The sequence below is a fragment of the Undibacterium pigrum genome (assembly GCF_003201815.1).
In the GTDB taxonomy this organism is placed as follows: domain Bacteria; phylum Pseudomonadota; class Gammaproteobacteria; order Burkholderiales; family Burkholderiaceae_D; genus Undibacterium; species Undibacterium pigrum.
Genome location: NZ_QJKB01000001.1, coordinates 270,106 through 285,151, shown reverse-complemented (window position 1 = coordinate 285,151; position 15,046 = coordinate 270,106). Strand labels below are relative to the sequence as shown.

Sequence of the window (15,046 nt, the reverse complement as noted above, 5' to 3'; positions counted from 1 at the left end):
GGCTTATTTGCCTTCCTTGCCTGTCGCTGATTTCTCAGGAGAGACTACCAGGGGTGTAGCCAGCAATTTCCCTTTTTCTGGTGTAGGCAGCAAACCATTATTCGCAACGTCCTTGGATGGCGTGATCTGGGCGCGCATATAGTCGTAACGGTCCATGGACACATTATTGCTTTGCTCGGCGCTACGTATCACTGTAGGGCGCAAAAACACCATCAGATTGGTTTTGGAGCGCTTGCTGGTCTGGTATTTGAACAGATTACCGATGATGGGAATATCACCCAGCCCGGTTACTTTTTCTGCCCCGTCATTTGTACTATCCTCGATCAAGCCGCCCAGCGCGATGATTTGCCCATCATCAACCAGCACATTGGTGGTGATAGAACGTTCCTTGGTAATAATACCTGCAACGTTGGTCGTATCATCAATACTGGATACTTCTTGATAAATCGCCAGCTTGACCGTGCCACCTTCAGAAATCTGCGGCTTGATCTTGAGTTTTATACCCACCTGTTTGCGGTCTATGGTCTGGAATGGATTAGCGCCTGCAGTACCGCTTGATGGAGTCGTAAACTGACCGGTAATCAAAGGTACGTTCTTGCCAACAATAATATTGGCTTCTTCATTATCCAGAGTGACGATATTGGGTATCGACAGAACGTTGGCATTACCATCAGTCTGCAAGACACGCGCCAGGGCGCCCAGTCCCAACTGTCCATTGATTTGCTTGAAAATACCCAGCGACAAACCAGCTCCTGGCAATACAGAGCCAGCTGTCGTTGCATTACCTGCCGCGAGATTAAGCAGGTTATTGCCCTTGGTAGAGAAGGATGTACCGCCGCCTACGCGATAATTGCTGGTGCTGTCACCAGACAAGCCCATCCACTGCACACCCAGCTCATTCGATTTATCAGCACCAATTTCAACGATCAGTGCCTCTACATAAACCTGGGCACGACGTGCATCCAATTGCTCAATGACGGTGCGCAAGTTCCTGTAAACAGGCTCACTGGCGGTAATAATCAAGGTATTGGTCGAAGCATCTGCCTGGATGAAACCAGCTGCCCCACCACCACCGCCAGAAGTACCGCTGGTGCTGTTATTTGAGAACGAAGGCATGCTGCTTTGCGTGCTGGTGCCGGATGCAGAAGCTACCGGGCTATTCGTACCGTTGGCAGAACTACCTACATTTGACAGGCTACTGGTACTGGCACCACTACGACCGGACGAGGTATCGCCCGAGATAATGGAGCGCAAGGTTTGCGCCAGCTTCTCGGCTTCTGCATTTTTGAGATAAACCACATGCACATTGCCAGGCTGCGATGTTGGCTGGTCAAGCTTGGAGATCAGCGATTTGATCTGATTTGCCTTGGCGACAGAAGAAGCACGCAACAGTATGGAGTTTGAACGCGGGTCTGCCAGCAACACCGGCTTGGTTGGGTCAGCCGCGCCACCGCCCGAATCGATCACCTTGGCAACCATAGCCGCGACATCAGATGCAATGCCATGCTTGATCAGGATGACATCCATATCCGTCGTTGCTGGCACATCCAACCCGGCAATAATCTTGTTGAGGCGCTTGATATTGTCTGCGTAATCAGTGATAACCACTGTGTTATTACCAGGGTTGCCGCTAATTGTATTATTTGGTGAAATCAGGGGTCGCAATATCGTCACGATATTAGCAGAAGATTCATAATTCAGTTTATAAATCTGCGTGACAACCTGGTCACCTTTAGCTGCTGTATCGGTTCTTTCACCGCCGTTACTGTGCGTCGGGCCTGGTTGCAGCTTGGCATCCGATTCTGGCACCACTTTGGAATAGCCATCTGCAGTTACTACTGAATAGCCTTGCAGGCGCAAGGTGGAGGTCAGCAGTCGGTAGGCCTGATCCTTGGTCAGCGGTGTTTCCGAGACCAGATTGATCTGTCCCTTGACCCTGGGGTCAATGATGAAAGTCACACCGGTATAGTGGCCGATGGCCTTGATGGCAGACTCTATGTCTGCACCTACCAGATTGATGTCTACCGTATTTTTTGACGGGTCCTGAGCCATGGCCATGGGTGCCAGTAAAAAGCCTGCAGTCAATACGGCTGCACCAGTCAATGCAGACAATTGCTGGATAGGTTGGCGTAGCGAATTTCTTGTCATGGCGACCCTGTGCTTTAATGGAAATGTTTTCATTTGAACTCTAACGCAATTACATCTTTTTCACCGTCATTACGACGCTGCCCAAGCAAATTCAATAAATTTGCCAGCCTTGCTTCTTGTCCTGCCTCTGCCCATGCCTTGCCTGAAAACTGGAAACGACCATTCGTCATTTTTCCACTTCCCGCCAGCATCATCGGGCCCTTCATCGTCAATAACTGCATATCTGCTTCTGTTCCGCGCAAATCAAAAGCCAACTGATAACTTCCCAGAGGCTTGATCGGCGACAGGCGCGAAGCCATTTCCGCCAGTTCCAGCTGCATATGCCCAGTCATGCTAAGTTGCTCATTCTTACGAGAAAACAGTAACTCATTCCATGACAAATGCAGCAAGCCTGTCGGCCCTATGGTGTTCAATGGCGCTCCCAGCCCCTCAAGACGCTCTGGTGGCAATAGCAATACCGAAGGAGTGACTTGCCACTGACTAAAATTTCCTGCAATTTTGACTGGTACAGACAATGCCGCAGAATTTTCCAGCTCAGCCTTGATTTGCCCCAGCATCAACAGCGGTGAGATACGCCACTGGAAACGTCCCGGAAACAAGGGTGTTACCGGGCCGGTCTTGCCCGCAGCCACACCAATAAATGCCGAACCCTGCCAAAAACTACCTTGCACATCCCCCAGACTCAACCTGCCCTGGCTTTGTTTTTCCACCAGCATGCCTAGCCAACTGGCAGGCAAAAACATGAGCACCGTGGCAAACACAGTCACGATTGCTGCAAAAATCCATGTCAAACGTTTTGAAATTAACATCGTTCGATCCTGGACTCAGGGAGCATTTCTTTGTTGTCTCAAAGTCAGCGTCGCACTCACCTGGCCATTTTCCAGCAAGGCAACCAGTTTTGCTTCTTCTACCGTCAATCGCGATGCCTTTTGCAACTCCACCAGACATTCCATCAAATTCGCATAAGCCGCTGTAGGGATTTGCAAACGCACGAGATCATCACTGACAGCGACAGTTTGCGCCTTGATACCACGCCTGCCCAGCACTGCCTCAACTTGCTCACGACTCACAGGCGCGATAAATTCAGCCAGATTGGCTGTCAAGCCTGTTTGCTGTTTACTCAACTCATTAATTTCTGCCAGTTGCTGATTCAAGATTGGCAGCGACTCACTCAATTGTTTTCGGCCACTCAAGGCTGGGGCCAGAAAAAAACCATAGGTAATGGCAGCCGCGATAAACAAGGCGCAAATCACCAGCATTTTGCGCTCGCGCTCTATGCGTGCTTGCCAGAATAAATTAAATTGTTCTTTGATTGCGCTGAACATCAGTTCTTACCTCCGGTAGCAATACGCAAAGACCCATCCGAAGACGTGCTGATTTTCATGGATTGTTCAGCCAGCGCAGAACGCAAGGCATCCATGGGAATTTGTACATTGGGCTTCGCCCTGACGAACAATGACCTGTCTTTATACTCTATGGATGCAATACCGCCTGGCACACCTACCCTGTCCCATATCTGTGAAAACTGCATTGCCATGACAGCAAAATCGTTGACCGCAAATTGACCGGCAGCGCGCTTGGCTATATTGACCTTTTGCTGCATTTGCTTGAGCGGGTCGGAAATGACAGTTTCTTTTGGATAGGCATTCCTGAAAACCTGATTCAAGGCATTTTTCTGTTCTTTTTCTTCGCGTTTCATATTGAACCATTCCAGGTTCAGGGCCAGTACATTAACGATCAGCAAGGCAATTGCCAGGCGCAAGGGCCAGCGCCACTTGTTCCAGTCAAAACCGGCCATGTGTTCTGTAGCCACACCAGTCATCAGATCAGGCGTGGTAGCACCGATACCCGCCACACGATTGACCCAACTCACTGGCATGACAGTGAGCCTGTCTTCCAGTTCCTCTGTTTTCAATGCGAGCTGGCAATCCTCTACTGCACCTGCCGGAACATACGCGGCGATTTTCGCACTATTGCTGAGTTGCGCCAGCATGGGCAAAGCTGCTGCAACACTGGAATTTTCCAGGCTCAGGCCCAGTCCGTGCCAGACACCATCGCGCAGGCTCAGCTCCAGCCCCTCATTTTTTTCATCGATCAGGGCCGAGGCGGTTTGGCTGCTCAAATCAAAGGCCAGCGCCAGTTGCGCCGGGTAAGCCGAGATTTTTTTCAGCGGCCAGTCTTTCAACCGCTTTGCCAAGCTTTCCAGCCAGGATTTATCAGTGACCGCAACGGTAATTTCACCATTTACCAGATCACCACTGACCAATACCAGATCAGCTGGATCAGAAATCAATTGATCTTCCAGCAAATTGGGCAAAGCCTGCTTCAGCTTCGCCGCCGACATGGGTGGTACTTTTGTCGTCAGCAAACTGGTGTCGCTTGCTGCCAGGATAAAAGCTACCTGTTTTGCACTGAGGGCCAGGGATTTCAACTCTTGTAGAGTAGACTGGCCCTGCTGTTGCAGGCGGCCTTCTGTTGAAATCAGGGCGAAAGCCAGTGCCTGCGCCGTCCAGTCAGGAGAATGTTGTGCCGCCACTCTGGAGGGCAAAGAGATATACAGTGTGCTTGCCATTTTTATTTAATTTTCCCGTACCCAAAGCACTGTTGTTGTCATCGCCGTCGATCCGATGTTATCGGCGCGCTCTATCAGTGCACTGACATCCAGTGCCGAGCGATTCATTTTGACTTTACCATTGACGATGAAGAAATTGGTTGAAACCGCAACATCCTTTTCCGTCATTGTTTTCAGCTTATCCTCAAAGCGTGACTTGAATTCGCCCACGGTGCGAAAATAAGCACGGTCACGACTGGCGATCATGGCTGCCGCATCGCCCATACTCAGGCCATTTATTCTTGCTGCCAGCACTTCTGCAAAAGTCGTATTGATATTGATGGCTGTCTTGCGCGGCAAAACAGTCACGAAAGTTTTCAAACGCTCCAGCATATCCGGCGTAAATCCATTAATTGCCAGCAAATCATCAATTTGCGTAAACCGCAGGAATTGTACTTCAGGAACCGACAAATCCGGGGCTTTTCCGGCACCCGTTTCTGCACCAGCAGAGCCAGAGCTTGGGCCTGCAACCGGCTTGCTTTGCGTTTTGGCCACCATGTCTGCCACGGCCTGCGCCAGTTGCCCATCAAAACGCAAGTTAATCAGCAGACGGCTAAAGACATCCACTTCACGCTGATCTACATTGCCGTCGGTCGCCAGATTATTGAGGTTATACATGCCTTGCGCATCAACAACCTGACCAGACAGGGTGGCATCGCTATCTTCATTTTCAGTTCTGGCATTTTCTACATATTGGTCCAGCCTGGTATCCGCCAGTTTCACAGCCCATGGTTCTCCAAGATGATCAATGGCCACTGATTGCTTGGCATCTTCCCGCAAGATCAATCGTGCCCAATCGATGGCACCGCGCAAAATCCATTTTTTTTGCAACTGCATGCGCTGATTTTCTATCGACCTGACTTGCACTTGCTGTTGCCAGAACAGGCTGGCAACGATAGTGATGGCCAAAGTAGTCAACAACAAGGCAGTAATAACAGCGACGCCCCGTTGGCGGTGAAGAGAATTTTTCTTCCTCATACCGCACCCAGCAAAAACACTTTAGTCGCCGGCAATTCACGTCCACTAATTTGTATGGAGATTTCCAGTCCTGTCAGCTTGCCTGATTTAAACGGTATACCAGGTGCAGGAGCAGGCTTTTCTACACCAGCCAGTTCAGTACCCCCATTGCGCCAGCCGTTCTCACCTTCTTTCCAGGTACGCATTTCAAAACCCGTTACCTGGCTTTGCAGAGCGATAGACGGGCTGACCTCGGCATCAGCCAGTGCACTTTGCCAATCCTGATCCAGCACAGCAAGTTCACGGGTAGGCAGCATTTCACGGCGGTTGAGTACACCATCACGTACCCTATATACGACCACCTGCAGACGGGTAGGCTGATTTTCTTCAAACACATTGCGTACCATGACCAGCCTGGGGCCAACCGCGCTCAATACTTCACGACCGGTGAAATTGCTGGCATCAACCAAATGTGCACAATCATTTTCCAACTGCGCAAAGGCCAGTTGCATGCCGCGCGTTTGTTCCATTTCAGCCGTCAGCAACACACGGGCACGCACGATACTGTCCAGGCCACGCCAGCCCAATACGGCAATGATCGCCAGAATACTGATGGCGACCAGCAATTCTATGAGGGTAAAGCCAGCAGCAGAAAGCCTGCTTGTATGCTTTTTGCTGCCAGCCGTCAACTTAGAGCGCATTCGGCACCACCTGGGTCAGCTTGATGATGCGACGCTCAGGGCTATCTGCTTCATAGACAAAAACTTCGACTCTGCGGAAAGAGGGATTTGGAGTAGCAATAACATGCTCTTCACACATCAGATGCAAGTCGCCCTGCGGGCAGGCAAATGTACGTTCACCAAAAGCAGGCCATTCATGTGCCAGACGGATTTGTGCCAGGCGGTTTTCGGCAGACCAGGTCGCCATCATGGACGCCCGCAGGCTACTGCTGTTTTGCGTCAGGCTGCCAACAGCGCGCAGGCTGGCACCCAGGGCAGTGCCAACGATGACCAGGGCCACCAGCACTTCCAGCAATGTAAACCCGGATTGTGAGCGTAGATGTCGCATCTTATTCTACAAAAAAATGACCTATGCCATCCGCCCTGACACTGACCTGCTTGTCTGCGGACTTGATGGTTAATACAAAAGGCTTGTCTACGGGTTCGCGCCCAAACAGTATGCGTATGGTAGTAGTATCAGCGGTTTGTGGTTGCATGGATAACTGCACAGGTGCGCTCTGGAAGCTCCTCTCGCGCAACATGTCATCCTTGATGAGAGACCAGACCCTGTCTTCCCTGACCAGGAAGCGGTAGCCATTTTGATCGACTTCAAAAGCCACGGGCAGGTTTCGCACTATAGCTTCATCGCGTGCCAGTTGCAGCAGCAAGGAGATTCTTCTGGCGTCATTTTCCAGGCGCTGTTGCTCACCCGGCATGGCATTGATACTGACCGCCCCGAGTATGAGGCCAAAAATAGCCAGCACCACCAGCAACTCCAGCAGAGTAAAACCCCGCTGTCCACGCATGATCTTCATTTGTGCTTCTTATAAATCCCAGGAGCCAATATCGGCATCTTCACCACTACCACCCGGCTGCCCGTCAGCACCCAGCGAAAACACATCAATATCACCCCGTATACCTGGCGACAGGTATTGATAAGGCTTGCCCCAGGGGTCATTGCGCAGTTTTTCTATATAGCCGCCAGTGATCCAGGCATTTGCAGCAGGGCCGGATGTAGGTTTTTCTATCAGGGCTTGCAAACCCTGCTCTGTGGTCGGGTAACGCTGATTGTGCAGCTTGTACATCTTCAGCGCGCCCATGATAGTAGAAATATCCTGTTTGGCGGCTGTCACTCTGGCCTCATGGGTAAAACCCGTAAGCTTGGGGACCATAAACGCACCAAGAATGGCAATGATGGTCACAACCACCATGATCTCGATCAAAGTAAAGCCGCGCTCAGACTGACGAGCCTTGCCTGCAGATACAGGAACTGAAAAATTGGACATGGCAAAATTCTAAAAAATAAAAACTGGATAAACAAACAATACGCCACACACGACTATCAAATATATGAGGCTGACGCAGTATAAATCCTGCAAATGCCACTGGGGCTGCATTCTGTATCGAATAGTAACAAAAAATGCTAACAAGACAATATATTTACACAAAAAAGCATTTTATATGTATGAATTCTGTCCTGCAGCCCGACATACTACCACCAGTATATTTCAACTCAATTTCAAGGGCAAACTGCGCAAACGCTTGCCAGTCAAGGCAAATATGGCATTGGCGACGGCTGGCGCAATCGGTGGCACACCTGGTTCGCCTATCCCCTGAGGTGGTTCTGCGCTCTTGATGATGATGGTATCCACTTCAGGCGCTTCATTGATGCGCAATACCTGGTAGTCATTGAAATTGCTCTGCATGACCTTGCCATCCTTGATGGTGATCTCGCCATACAAGGCTGCGCTCAGGCCAAATACTACGGCTGATTCCATCTGCTGGGCAATGATATTGGGATTGACTGCAATACCGCAATCCACCGCACAAGTTACCTTGTGTACCCGGATTTGGCCGTCCTGTACTGAGACCTCAGCGATCTGGGCGACAATACTGCCGAAGGATTCATGCAGCGCCAGACCATGCGCCCTGCCTTCTGCTGGCTTGCCAGCTTTTTGCACTACCGCATCCAGCACCGCCAGATGACGTGGATGCTCCTTCAGCAAAGCACGGCGGAATGTCAAACTATCCTGATTCGCTGCATGGGCAATTTCATCGATAAAACTCTCTTTGAAAAAGGCATTGTGTGAGTGCCCCACTGAGCGCCAGAAACCCAGCGCCACCGGACTGGGCACAATGACATGTCGGATGCGCTGGTGCGGGATTTCGTAAGGCATGTCAAATTCACCTTCTGCCGTAGTCTTGTCCGGACCAGCCCCCATCAAACCAAATGTGCGCTTCAAGACCTGATGCGTAATCGAACCTGAGACTGACTTGTTATCGTAAGCCAGTAATTTGCCCGCACTATCCAGCCCTGCCTTGAAACGCGCAAGTGCAGCTGGCCTGTACATATCATGCGTCGTATCTTCCTCACGACTCCAGATAATCTTGACAGGTGCACCCCTGGTTTCCAGGGCGATACGCGCCGCTTGTGCGACCATGTCCACTTCCAGCCTGCGGCCAAAACCACCGCCCAGATGGGCCATGTGCAGAGTAACGTCCTCAGATTTAAGCTTGGCAACTTTGGCAGCAACATCTGCGGCAACACCAGGTACTTGTGTTGACACCCAGATTTGCAGCTTGCCATCCTTGAGTTGCGCCGTGCAATTAATAGGCTCCATCGCAGCATGCGCCAGAAACGGCGCACGATATTCTGCCTCTACGGTTTTTGCTACGCCCTTGCCAGCCAAGGTTTCTTCGACATCCCCTGCCTTGTGATAGGCAAAACCAGATTCACTATCGAGCTTGCTGGCAAAGTCCTTGAATATATTTTCTGTAGAGAGTTGCGCATACTCACCCGCATCCCAAGTGATGGGCAGTTTATCCAGTGCCTGCTTGGCTTGCCAATATGACTGAGCGACCACGGCAACACCGGCCACCGCTCCCTCCATGGAAAAATCCATGACCTGCATAACACCCGGCATGGACTTGACTGCTGCAGCATCGAAAGACTTGATGTGACCACCTATGGTCGGGCTTTGTTTGATGGCGGCATAGACCATGCCTTCTGGTCGCGCATCAATACCAAACTGGGCGCTGCCATCGCCTTTAGGTGCTGCATCAGTACGTGGCTGCGGCTGGCCTATGATTTTAAAATCTTGCGGACGCTTGAGCTGTATCTCGCCAGGTTTGCTGTTGACAGCATCGGCAGCCAGCTCAGCGTAGCTGGCATGCTTGCCGGATGAATGGCTGACTATGCCATCTTTGGTTGTACATTCTGTCGCAGCCACACTCCATTTTTTTGCTGCAGCGGCAATCAGCATGGCACGGGCCGTGGCACCTGCTTCACGCATGGGTTGCCAGGCATCTTTGACGCTGGATGAGCCGCCCGTCATTTGCAAACCCAGTTCACGGGCAAATTTGAGCGTCACCCATTGCGCAACGCGTTTCACGCTGCCATGGTCGTCGGGATGAAATGGCAAGCCGTCGGCCAGTGCCGCCATGCTGCCGTAAATTTTATCTGCGGGCACATACATGGGTTTGACCATGCTCATGGGCACGTCCAGCTCTTCAGCCACCAGCATTTGCAAGGCAGTGTGTATGCCCTGCCCCATCTCGCTCCTGTGCATGGCGACACTGACTGTGCCATCTTGCGCAATCTTGATCCAGCCATTCATGGCGACTTCGCCATTTGACACGGGCAAGGGCGTACTGGTGTTCAGGCGCTGGCGTGGCGGCATGACACCCCAGCCTACCAGTAATGCGCCCGTCAACCCCAATCCACCCAGGATGAAGCGGCGGCGTCCTGATTTTTTTTGCTCTGACATGCACTGTCTCCGTTATTTTTGCCGCTCTTTTTTATATCGCGTGCTTATGTAGTACATCAGGTACCTGATCAGGTATTACGTCTGGGATACCCCTCAGCCAATATCCTGGTCCAGACGACATCTTTCTGTTCGTCAGTCATAAACACCCATTCCGCCACCTCAGCCACTGTACGACCACAACCACGACAAACATCATCAAATGTCGTTGAGCAAACGGCAACACAAGGGGTATCGGGACGTTCTTTACCTTCCGTCTTAATTACTGACATAGTCTTACTCTGGCTTTCAGGAATGCGCCTGAATGAGCAAAGCCCGGAATAATAAAACGAGCGTTCGCCTTTTTCTGGCTAATAATAAATGTTTTTTTGCTTAGTGCGCTGGTAGCGGGACTCTATTTTTCCAGAAACTGGCGGACTTTGTTGACAGCCTACAGGCTTCAGCGGGAAAATTAGCTACTTTCTGTCCTTCTCCAACAAATATAAAGGTACATCATGAAAGTAGCCGTCGTTCTTTCCGGTTGTGGCGTCTTCGATGGCGCTGAAATTCACGAGAGTGTCCTGACCATGCTGGCTCTCGTCAGAGCCGGTGCAGAACCAGAATTCCTGGCACCCGATATCCCGCAAGCACATGTTGTCAATCACCTTACTGGCCTGGTCGCTGAAGGTGAAAGCCGCAATGTGTTAGTGGAATCCGCCCGCATCGCCCGCGGCAAAATCAAGGATATCGCGCTGGCCAATGCCGACGACTATGCCGCCGTATTTTTCCCTGGCGGTTTTGGTGCGGCAAAAAACCTGTCTGATTTTGCCAGCAAAGGGGCTGACTGCCAGATACAGCCTGATGTCTTGCGATTCGCCAAAGCTATCGCCGACGCTGGCAAACCAGCGTGCTATATCTGCATAGCGCCTGCCATACTGCCACTGGTGTATGGTAAGGGCATTGCTGTCACCATAGGCAATGATGAAGGCACGGCCGCTGCTGTCACAGCCATGGGTGGTCAGCACTTCAATTGCCCGGTCAAAGAATTTGTCGTCGACAAAGAGAGGAAAGTTGTCAGCACCCCCGCCTATATGCTGGCGGAAAATATTGCTGAAGCAGCGACAGGCATAGAAGCTGCCGTCAAAGCGACGCTGGGATTAATCTGAACCCGCAAGCTCCAAGTATCATTTTTAAAACAAGGTCTTCATGACTCAAGATTTTTTTCAATCCCTGATGTTGCTGATATTGGTTACCGACCCGTTTGGCAACGTTCCCATCTTTGTCAGCGCCCTATCCCATGTTGCACCTGAGCGGCGCTGGCGCGTAGTCGTGCGTGAATGCGCGATAGCCTTTGGCCTGCTTTTGCTATTCATGTTCTTTGGCAAACACTTCCTGACCGCATTGCAATTGACTGAAGTGTCCTTGCGCATAGGTGGTGGCGTGATCCTGTTCCTGATTGCCTTGCGCATGGTTTTCCCACAGGAAGGTGGCATTTTCGGCGATGTGGAAGATGGTCACGAACCCTTTATCGTGCCACTGGCGATACCAGCACTGGCTGGCCCGTCTGCACTGGCGACAGTGCTGCTGTTTTCATCCGATAGCCGCCAGGACATGGTGGTGCATCTGGCAGCACTGACTGCCGTTGCCGTGGTGTGGCTGGTGGTATTATTGAGTGCTGAGCGCATGCAAAAAGTGCTGGGCATACGCGCCATGACAGCATTTGAGCGCCTGATGGGCTTGATACTGACGGCGATGTCAGTTGAAATGCTATTGGCAGGTATCAGGGATTATCTGAAAACCCTGAGCTGATCATGCATGGCTGACCAAGCAAAAAACTTGGTCAGCCATATCCAGAGCGTCAGTGGTTAAAAGTGAAGTAACCCAGCAAAAATAAAGCTAAAGCAATCAGGAATTGTTTAATCATCTGACGATTCATAGCTGACATTTACCTTATTCTACTTAAATTATCTTATCCGCAAGCATTTGCGTGATCTCGGCATCACTATAACCCAGCCCGCTCAATACCTCCTGATTATGTTGCCCCAGACGCGGCCCCAGCCATTGCGTCTGACCAGGAGTCTCTGACATCTTGGGTGTAATGGCAGGCAGCTTGACTGGCGTGCCATCTTCAAATGCATGCTGTTCAAACATCTGGCGCGCCAGAAATTGCGGGTCACTCATCATATCGCGCACCGAGTAGATTTTACCCACAGGCACATCGGCTGCCTTGAGTATTTGCAAGGCTGTATCTATATCACGGCCTGAACACCATGTTTGAATGGCCTCATCAATTTCCGCCGTGCGCGGGACACGGCCATCATTACGCACCAAACCTGGGTCTTGCGCCAGGTCATCGCGGTCTATGGCTTTCATCAGTCTGTGGAAGATCGCGTCGCCATTACCTGCAATAACGATATTTTCACCTTCCGCCGTGGTATAAGTATTCGATGGCACGATGCCCGGCAAGGCACCGCCAGTACGTTCACGCACGACACCGGCATGGTCAAATTCTGGCACCAGCGATTCCATCAAATTAAAGACTGACTCATATAAAGCCACATCCACCATTTGCCCCTGACCAGCGACACATGCCTCGCCCTGCTTGCCATTCCAGCGCCCGCCGGTGACATCACGATGACGCAAGGCCATCATGGCACCGATGACGCCATGCAAGGCGGCGACTGAGTCTCCTATCGAAATGCCTACACGCACAGGTGGGCGGTCAGCATGGCCGGAGACATAACGCAAACCGCCCATGGATTCACCGATGGCACCAAAGCCAGGCAAGTCCTTCAAGGGTCCTGTCTGACCATAACCAGACAGACGCACCATGATGGTGGCAGGGTTGATCGCTTTTAAATCTTCAAATCCCAGCTCCCATTTTTCCAGTACACCGGGGCGATAATTTTCTATGATGATGTCGGCATCCAGCGCCAGGCGTTTGGCAATTTTACGTGCCTGTTCCTGCTTCATATTCAGGGTGATGCTTTTCTTATTGCGTGCCTGCACACTCCACCACAGTGAGGTGCCATCTTTCAACACACGCCATTGACGCAGAGGGTCACCGCCATCGGGTGACTCTACCTTGATCACTTCGGCACCAAATTCAGCCAGCATGCGCGAACAAAATGGCCCTGCGATCAGCGTACCCAACTCCAGAACCTTGATGCCCGCCAAAGGGCCATGTGCTTTAGCTTGTGACTGCATAAGAAGAAATGCGCTCAGAAAAATTTATGGGACGGACCTATACAAAAGTCAGCTTCTTGATTTCCCACGCGATATTGGCACGCGCCTGTGCATCAAACTGCGCTGCCATGATGGGATGAAAATATAATTGTTCGCGGTCGGCGAAGCGCTTCAGCACTTTAAGGCGCCCTGCCCTGTAGGCAGGCGCTTCCAGCCAGCGAAATTCATTGCGGATCGCCCGGCTATATTGCTGATAAACGTCCTTGGGTGCACCAAGGATGGTCAGTGCAATATCAAGAAACAAGGGGATATCTGCCGCACGGTTTTTAAAATCAGCCACTTCATGCCTGGCAGTGGCGAGTATGCATTGCTGCACATGCATGATGACAGTGGGATTGATCTCCATGCGCATCATCAATTCCCCTGCCAGCTCTGCACTTTTCAGTTCATTATTGTTGGCATGGGTGTCATACACCATGTCATGAAACCAGATCGCCAGGGAGACGACAGGAAAATTATGGATATCTGCACGCCTGTCTTCAGCATGCCTGAGCATGGACTGGATATGCGTGAAATTATGAAAACTACGCTGAGGTTCGGAGTAATGCTTATCCAGCAAAACCCACACTTCCCTGGCATGCCGGGGACTACCAGCCAAGCCCTGTATCAGGTCTGACCATTGCAACTGCAATTTGCTTTTTTGTTCGGCGGGGATCAGAAACATGATGGCTTATATTATTATCTCAGTTACTGTATTAAGTAGTCCGTCTATCCAGCATGGCGCGGGCAATCGTGCCTGCATCCACATATTCGAGCTCACCACCCACCGGCACACCACGTGCCAGGCGGCTGACCCGCAAGCCACGTGCCTTCAGTGTCTCGCTGATGTAATGCGCGGTTGCCTCACCTTCATTGGTGAAATTGGTAGCCAGCACCACTTCTTGCACTTTACCGTCGGTAGCCCTGGAAACCAGCTTTTCCAGATGGATGTCTTTCGGGCCTATGCCATCAAGCGGCGAGAGTCGTCCCATGAGTACAAAGTACAAGCCTTTGTACGTCATGGTCTGCTCTATCATCATCTGATCAGAAGGTGTTTCCACCACACACAGCAGACTGGTGTCGCGCACGGCATCCAGACAGGTTTCGCAAACTTCGCTCTCACTGAAGGTATTGCAGGATGCGCAATGCTGTATACGCTCAACCGCGTGAGTCAGCGCTATGCCAAGGATGGCGGCGCCTTCCCTGTCATGTTGCAGCAAGTGATAAGCCATGCGCTGAGCTGACTTTGGCCCTACGCCCGGCAAGCGGCGCAGCGCCTCAGACAAGGCTTCCAGACTACCAAGTTTTTTCACACTCAGAATGGCATCTTGAAGCCAGGTGGCAATGGCATGCCAGCTGTCAAAGCTGACATTTTTTCTTGTGAAGTGGCTTCTGCCTTGCGTACTGCATCATTGAATGCAGCAGCAACCAGGTCTTCCAGCATGTCTTTGTCGTCACCCAGCAGAGACGGGTCGATGGTAACGCGCTTGACATCGTTCTTGCAGGTCATGACGACCTTGACCAGGCCAGCACCAGCCTGGCCCTCTACTTCTACCAGGCCCAATTGATCCTGGGCTTTTTTCATATTGTCCTGCATTGCCTGGGCTTGCTTCATCAGGCCAGCTAATTGATTCTTCATCATA

General features: G+C 51.3%; 17 protein-coding genes. 2 read left to right on the top strand and 15 right to left on the bottom strand.

Translation table 11 applies throughout. The features are described 5' to 3' along the window. Positions 1–3: 3 nt before the first annotated feature. The 11 genes from gspD to DFR42_RS01285 form a co-directional block, all read right to left on the bottom strand. Positions 4–2,181 carry a type II secretion system secretin GspD gene (gene gspD / locus DFR42_RS01335; protein WP_245936786.1) on the bottom strand — a complete coding sequence of 726 codons (2,178 nt, stop codon included), beginning with the start codon at positions 2,179–2,181 and terminating at the stop codon, positions 4–6. Next, complete coding sequence (gene gspN, locus DFR42_RS01330) at positions 2,178–2,957, bottom strand: type II secretion system protein N (protein ID WP_110253150.1); 780 nt, start codon at positions 2,955–2,957, stop codon at positions 2,178–2,180. The genes gspD and gspN overlap by 4 nt, the downstream gene beginning before the upstream one ends. 15 nt (positions 2,958–2,972) lie before the next feature. After that, positions 2,973–3,473, bottom strand: coding sequence for a type II secretion system protein GspM (gspM, locus tag DFR42_RS01325; protein WP_110253149.1), 501 nt, complete (start codon positions 3,471–3,473; stop codon positions 2,973–2,975). Beyond that, positions 3,473–4,720, bottom strand: a complete 1,248-nt coding sequence (gspL, locus tag DFR42_RS01320; RefSeq protein WP_110253148.1) for a type II secretion system protein GspL — start codon at positions 4,718–4,720, stop codon at positions 3,473–3,475. The genes gspM and gspL overlap by 1 nt, the downstream gene beginning before the upstream one ends. A gap of 6 nt (positions 4,721–4,726) precedes the next feature. Continuing rightward, a complete protein-coding gene (gene gspK, locus DFR42_RS01315) occupies positions 4,727–5,737 on the bottom strand; it encodes a type II secretion system minor pseudopilin GspK (RefSeq protein WP_110253147.1) in 1,011 nt (336 codons plus the stop codon). Then, positions 5,734–6,417: a PulJ/GspJ family protein gene (locus tag DFR42_RS01310; RefSeq protein ID WP_110253146.1), complete on the bottom strand. Its 684-nt coding sequence runs from the start codon at positions 6,415–6,417 to the stop codon at positions 5,734–5,736. Before DFR42_RS01310 ends, gspK begins: the two co-directional genes overlap by 4 nt. After that, positions 6,407–6,784 carry a type II secretion system minor pseudopilin GspI gene (gene gspI / locus DFR42_RS01305; RefSeq protein ID WP_110253145.1) on the bottom strand — a complete coding sequence of 126 codons (378 nt, stop codon included), beginning with the start codon at positions 6,782–6,784 and terminating at the stop codon, positions 6,407–6,409. The genes DFR42_RS01310 and gspI overlap by 11 nt, the downstream gene beginning before the upstream one ends. A 1-nt stretch (position 6,785) precedes the next feature. Further along, positions 6,786–7,250: a type II secretion system minor pseudopilin GspH gene (gene gspH / locus DFR42_RS01300; RefSeq protein ID WP_110253144.1), complete on the bottom strand. Its 465-nt coding sequence runs from the start codon at positions 7,248–7,250 to the stop codon at positions 6,786–6,788. Positions 7,251–7,259: 9 nt separating this feature from the next. Continuing rightward, positions 7,260–7,721: a type II secretion system major pseudopilin GspG gene (gene gspG, locus DFR42_RS01295; protein WP_110253143.1), complete on the bottom strand. Its 462-nt coding sequence runs from the start codon at positions 7,719–7,721 to the stop codon at positions 7,260–7,262. Between the two features lie 222 nt (positions 7,722–7,943). Beyond that, positions 7,944–10,202, bottom strand: coding sequence for a xanthine dehydrogenase family protein molybdopterin-binding subunit (locus DFR42_RS01290; RefSeq protein WP_110253142.1), 2,259 nt, complete (start codon positions 10,200–10,202; stop codon positions 7,944–7,946). Between the two features lie 68 nt (positions 10,203–10,270). After that, positions 10,271–10,471, bottom strand: coding sequence for a DUF1289 domain-containing protein (locus DFR42_RS01285; RefSeq protein ID WP_110253141.1), 201 nt, complete (start codon positions 10,469–10,471; stop codon positions 10,271–10,273). 222 nt (positions 10,472–10,693) lie between these two features. Between DFR42_RS01285 and elbB the strand changes: the two genes are divergently transcribed. After that, complete coding sequence (gene elbB / locus DFR42_RS01280) at positions 10,694–11,344, top strand: isoprenoid biosynthesis glyoxalase ElbB (protein WP_211324102.1); 651 nt, start codon at positions 10,694–10,696, stop codon at positions 11,342–11,344. Between the two features lie 40 nt (positions 11,345–11,384). Further along, on the top strand, positions 11,385–11,987 hold the full coding sequence (locus DFR42_RS01275; RefSeq protein ID WP_110253139.1) for a MarC family protein: 603 nt from the start codon (positions 11,385–11,387) through the stop codon (positions 11,985–11,987). Between the two features lie 150 nt (positions 11,988–12,137). Here DFR42_RS01275 and DFR42_RS01270 read toward each other — a convergent pair whose 3' ends face one another. Genes DFR42_RS01270 through DFR42_RS01255 form a run of 4 tightly spaced genes read right to left on the bottom strand, consistent with a single transcriptional unit; the run spans position 12,138 to position 15,045 of the window. Beyond that, a complete protein-coding gene (locus DFR42_RS01270) occupies positions 12,138–13,385 on the bottom strand; it encodes a CaiB/BaiF CoA transferase family protein (protein WP_110253138.1) in 1,248 nt (415 codons plus the stop codon). 37 nt (positions 13,386–13,422) lie between these two features. Then, the gene (locus DFR42_RS01265; RefSeq protein WP_110253137.1) at positions 13,423–14,088 is read right to left on the bottom strand and encodes an HD domain-containing protein; all 666 of its coding nucleotides are present in this window, start codon (positions 14,086–14,088) and stop codon (positions 13,423–13,425) included. A 31-nt stretch (positions 14,089–14,119) separates the two neighbouring features. Next, positions 14,120–14,716 carry a recombination mediator RecR gene (gene recR / locus DFR42_RS01260; RefSeq protein WP_110253136.1) on the bottom strand — a complete coding sequence of 199 codons (597 nt, stop codon included), beginning with the start codon at positions 14,714–14,716 and terminating at the stop codon, positions 14,120–14,122. A 2-nt stretch (positions 14,717–14,718) separates the two neighbouring features. After that, the gene (locus DFR42_RS01255) at positions 14,719–15,045 is read right to left on the bottom strand and encodes a YbaB/EbfC family nucleoid-associated protein (protein WP_110253135.1); all 327 of its coding nucleotides are present in this window, start codon (positions 15,043–15,045) and stop codon (positions 14,719–14,721) included. Between the last annotated feature and the right edge of the window lies 1 nt (position 15,046).

Excerpts from the sequence above, each read along its gene's own strand:
- gspG (WP_110253143.1), bottom strand. The coding sequence starts at position 7,721 with ATGTCCAATTTTTCAGTTCCTGTATCTGCAGGCAAGGCTCGTCAGTCT.
- gspI (WP_110253145.1), bottom strand. The coding sequence starts at position 6,784 with ATGCGACATCTACGCTCACAATCCGGGTTTACATTGCTGGAAGTGCTG.
- DFR42_RS01310 (WP_110253146.1), bottom strand. The coding sequence starts at position 6,417 with ATGCGCTCTAAGTTGACGGCTGGCAGCAAAAAGCATACAAGCAGGCTT.
- gspL (WP_110253148.1), bottom strand. The coding sequence starts at position 4,720 with ATGGCAAGCACACTGTATATCTCTTTGCCCTCCAGAGTGGCGGCACAA.
- DFR42_RS01290 (WP_110253142.1), bottom strand. The coding sequence starts at position 10,202 with ATGTCAGAGCAAAAAAAATCAGGACGCCGCCGCTTCATCCTGGGTGGA.
- DFR42_RS01270 (WP_110253138.1), bottom strand. The coding sequence starts at position 13,385 with ATGCAGTCACAAGCTAAAGCACATGGCCCTTTGGCGGGCATCAAGGTT.
- DFR42_RS01275 (WP_110253139.1), top strand. The coding sequence starts at position 11,385 with ATGACTCAAGATTTTTTTCAATCCCTGATGTTGCTGATATTGGTTACC.
- DFR42_RS01285 (WP_110253141.1), bottom strand. The coding sequence starts at position 10,471 with ATGTCAGTAATTAAGACGGAAGGTAAAGAACGTCCCGATACCCCTTGT.
- gspD (WP_245936786.1), bottom strand. The coding sequence starts at position 2,181 with ATGAAAACATTTCCATTAAAGCACAGGGTCGCCATGACAAGAAATTCG.
- gspH (WP_110253144.1), bottom strand. The coding sequence starts at position 7,250 with ATGAAGATCATGCGTGGACAGCGGGGTTTTACTCTGCTGGAGTTGCTG.
- gspN (WP_110253150.1), bottom strand. The coding sequence starts at position 2,957 with ATGTTAATTTCAAAACGTTTGACATGGATTTTTGCAGCAATCGTGACT.
- gspM (WP_110253149.1), bottom strand. The coding sequence starts at position 3,473 with ATGTTCAGCGCAATCAAAGAACAATTTAATTTATTCTGGCAAGCACGC.
- elbB (WP_211324102.1), top strand. The coding sequence starts at position 10,694 with ATGAAAGTAGCCGTCGTTCTTTCCGGTTGTGGCGTCTTCGATGGCGCT.
- gspK (WP_110253147.1), bottom strand. The coding sequence starts at position 5,737 with ATGAGGAAGAAAAATTCTCTTCACCGCCAACGGGGCGTCGCTGTTATT.
- DFR42_RS01255 (WP_110253135.1), bottom strand. The coding sequence starts at position 15,045 with ATGATGAAGAATCAATTAGCTGGCCTGATGAAGCAAGCCCAGGCAATG.
- DFR42_RS01265 (WP_110253137.1), bottom strand. The coding sequence starts at position 14,088 with ATGTTTCTGATCCCCGCCGAACAAAAAAGCAAATTGCAGTTGCAATGG.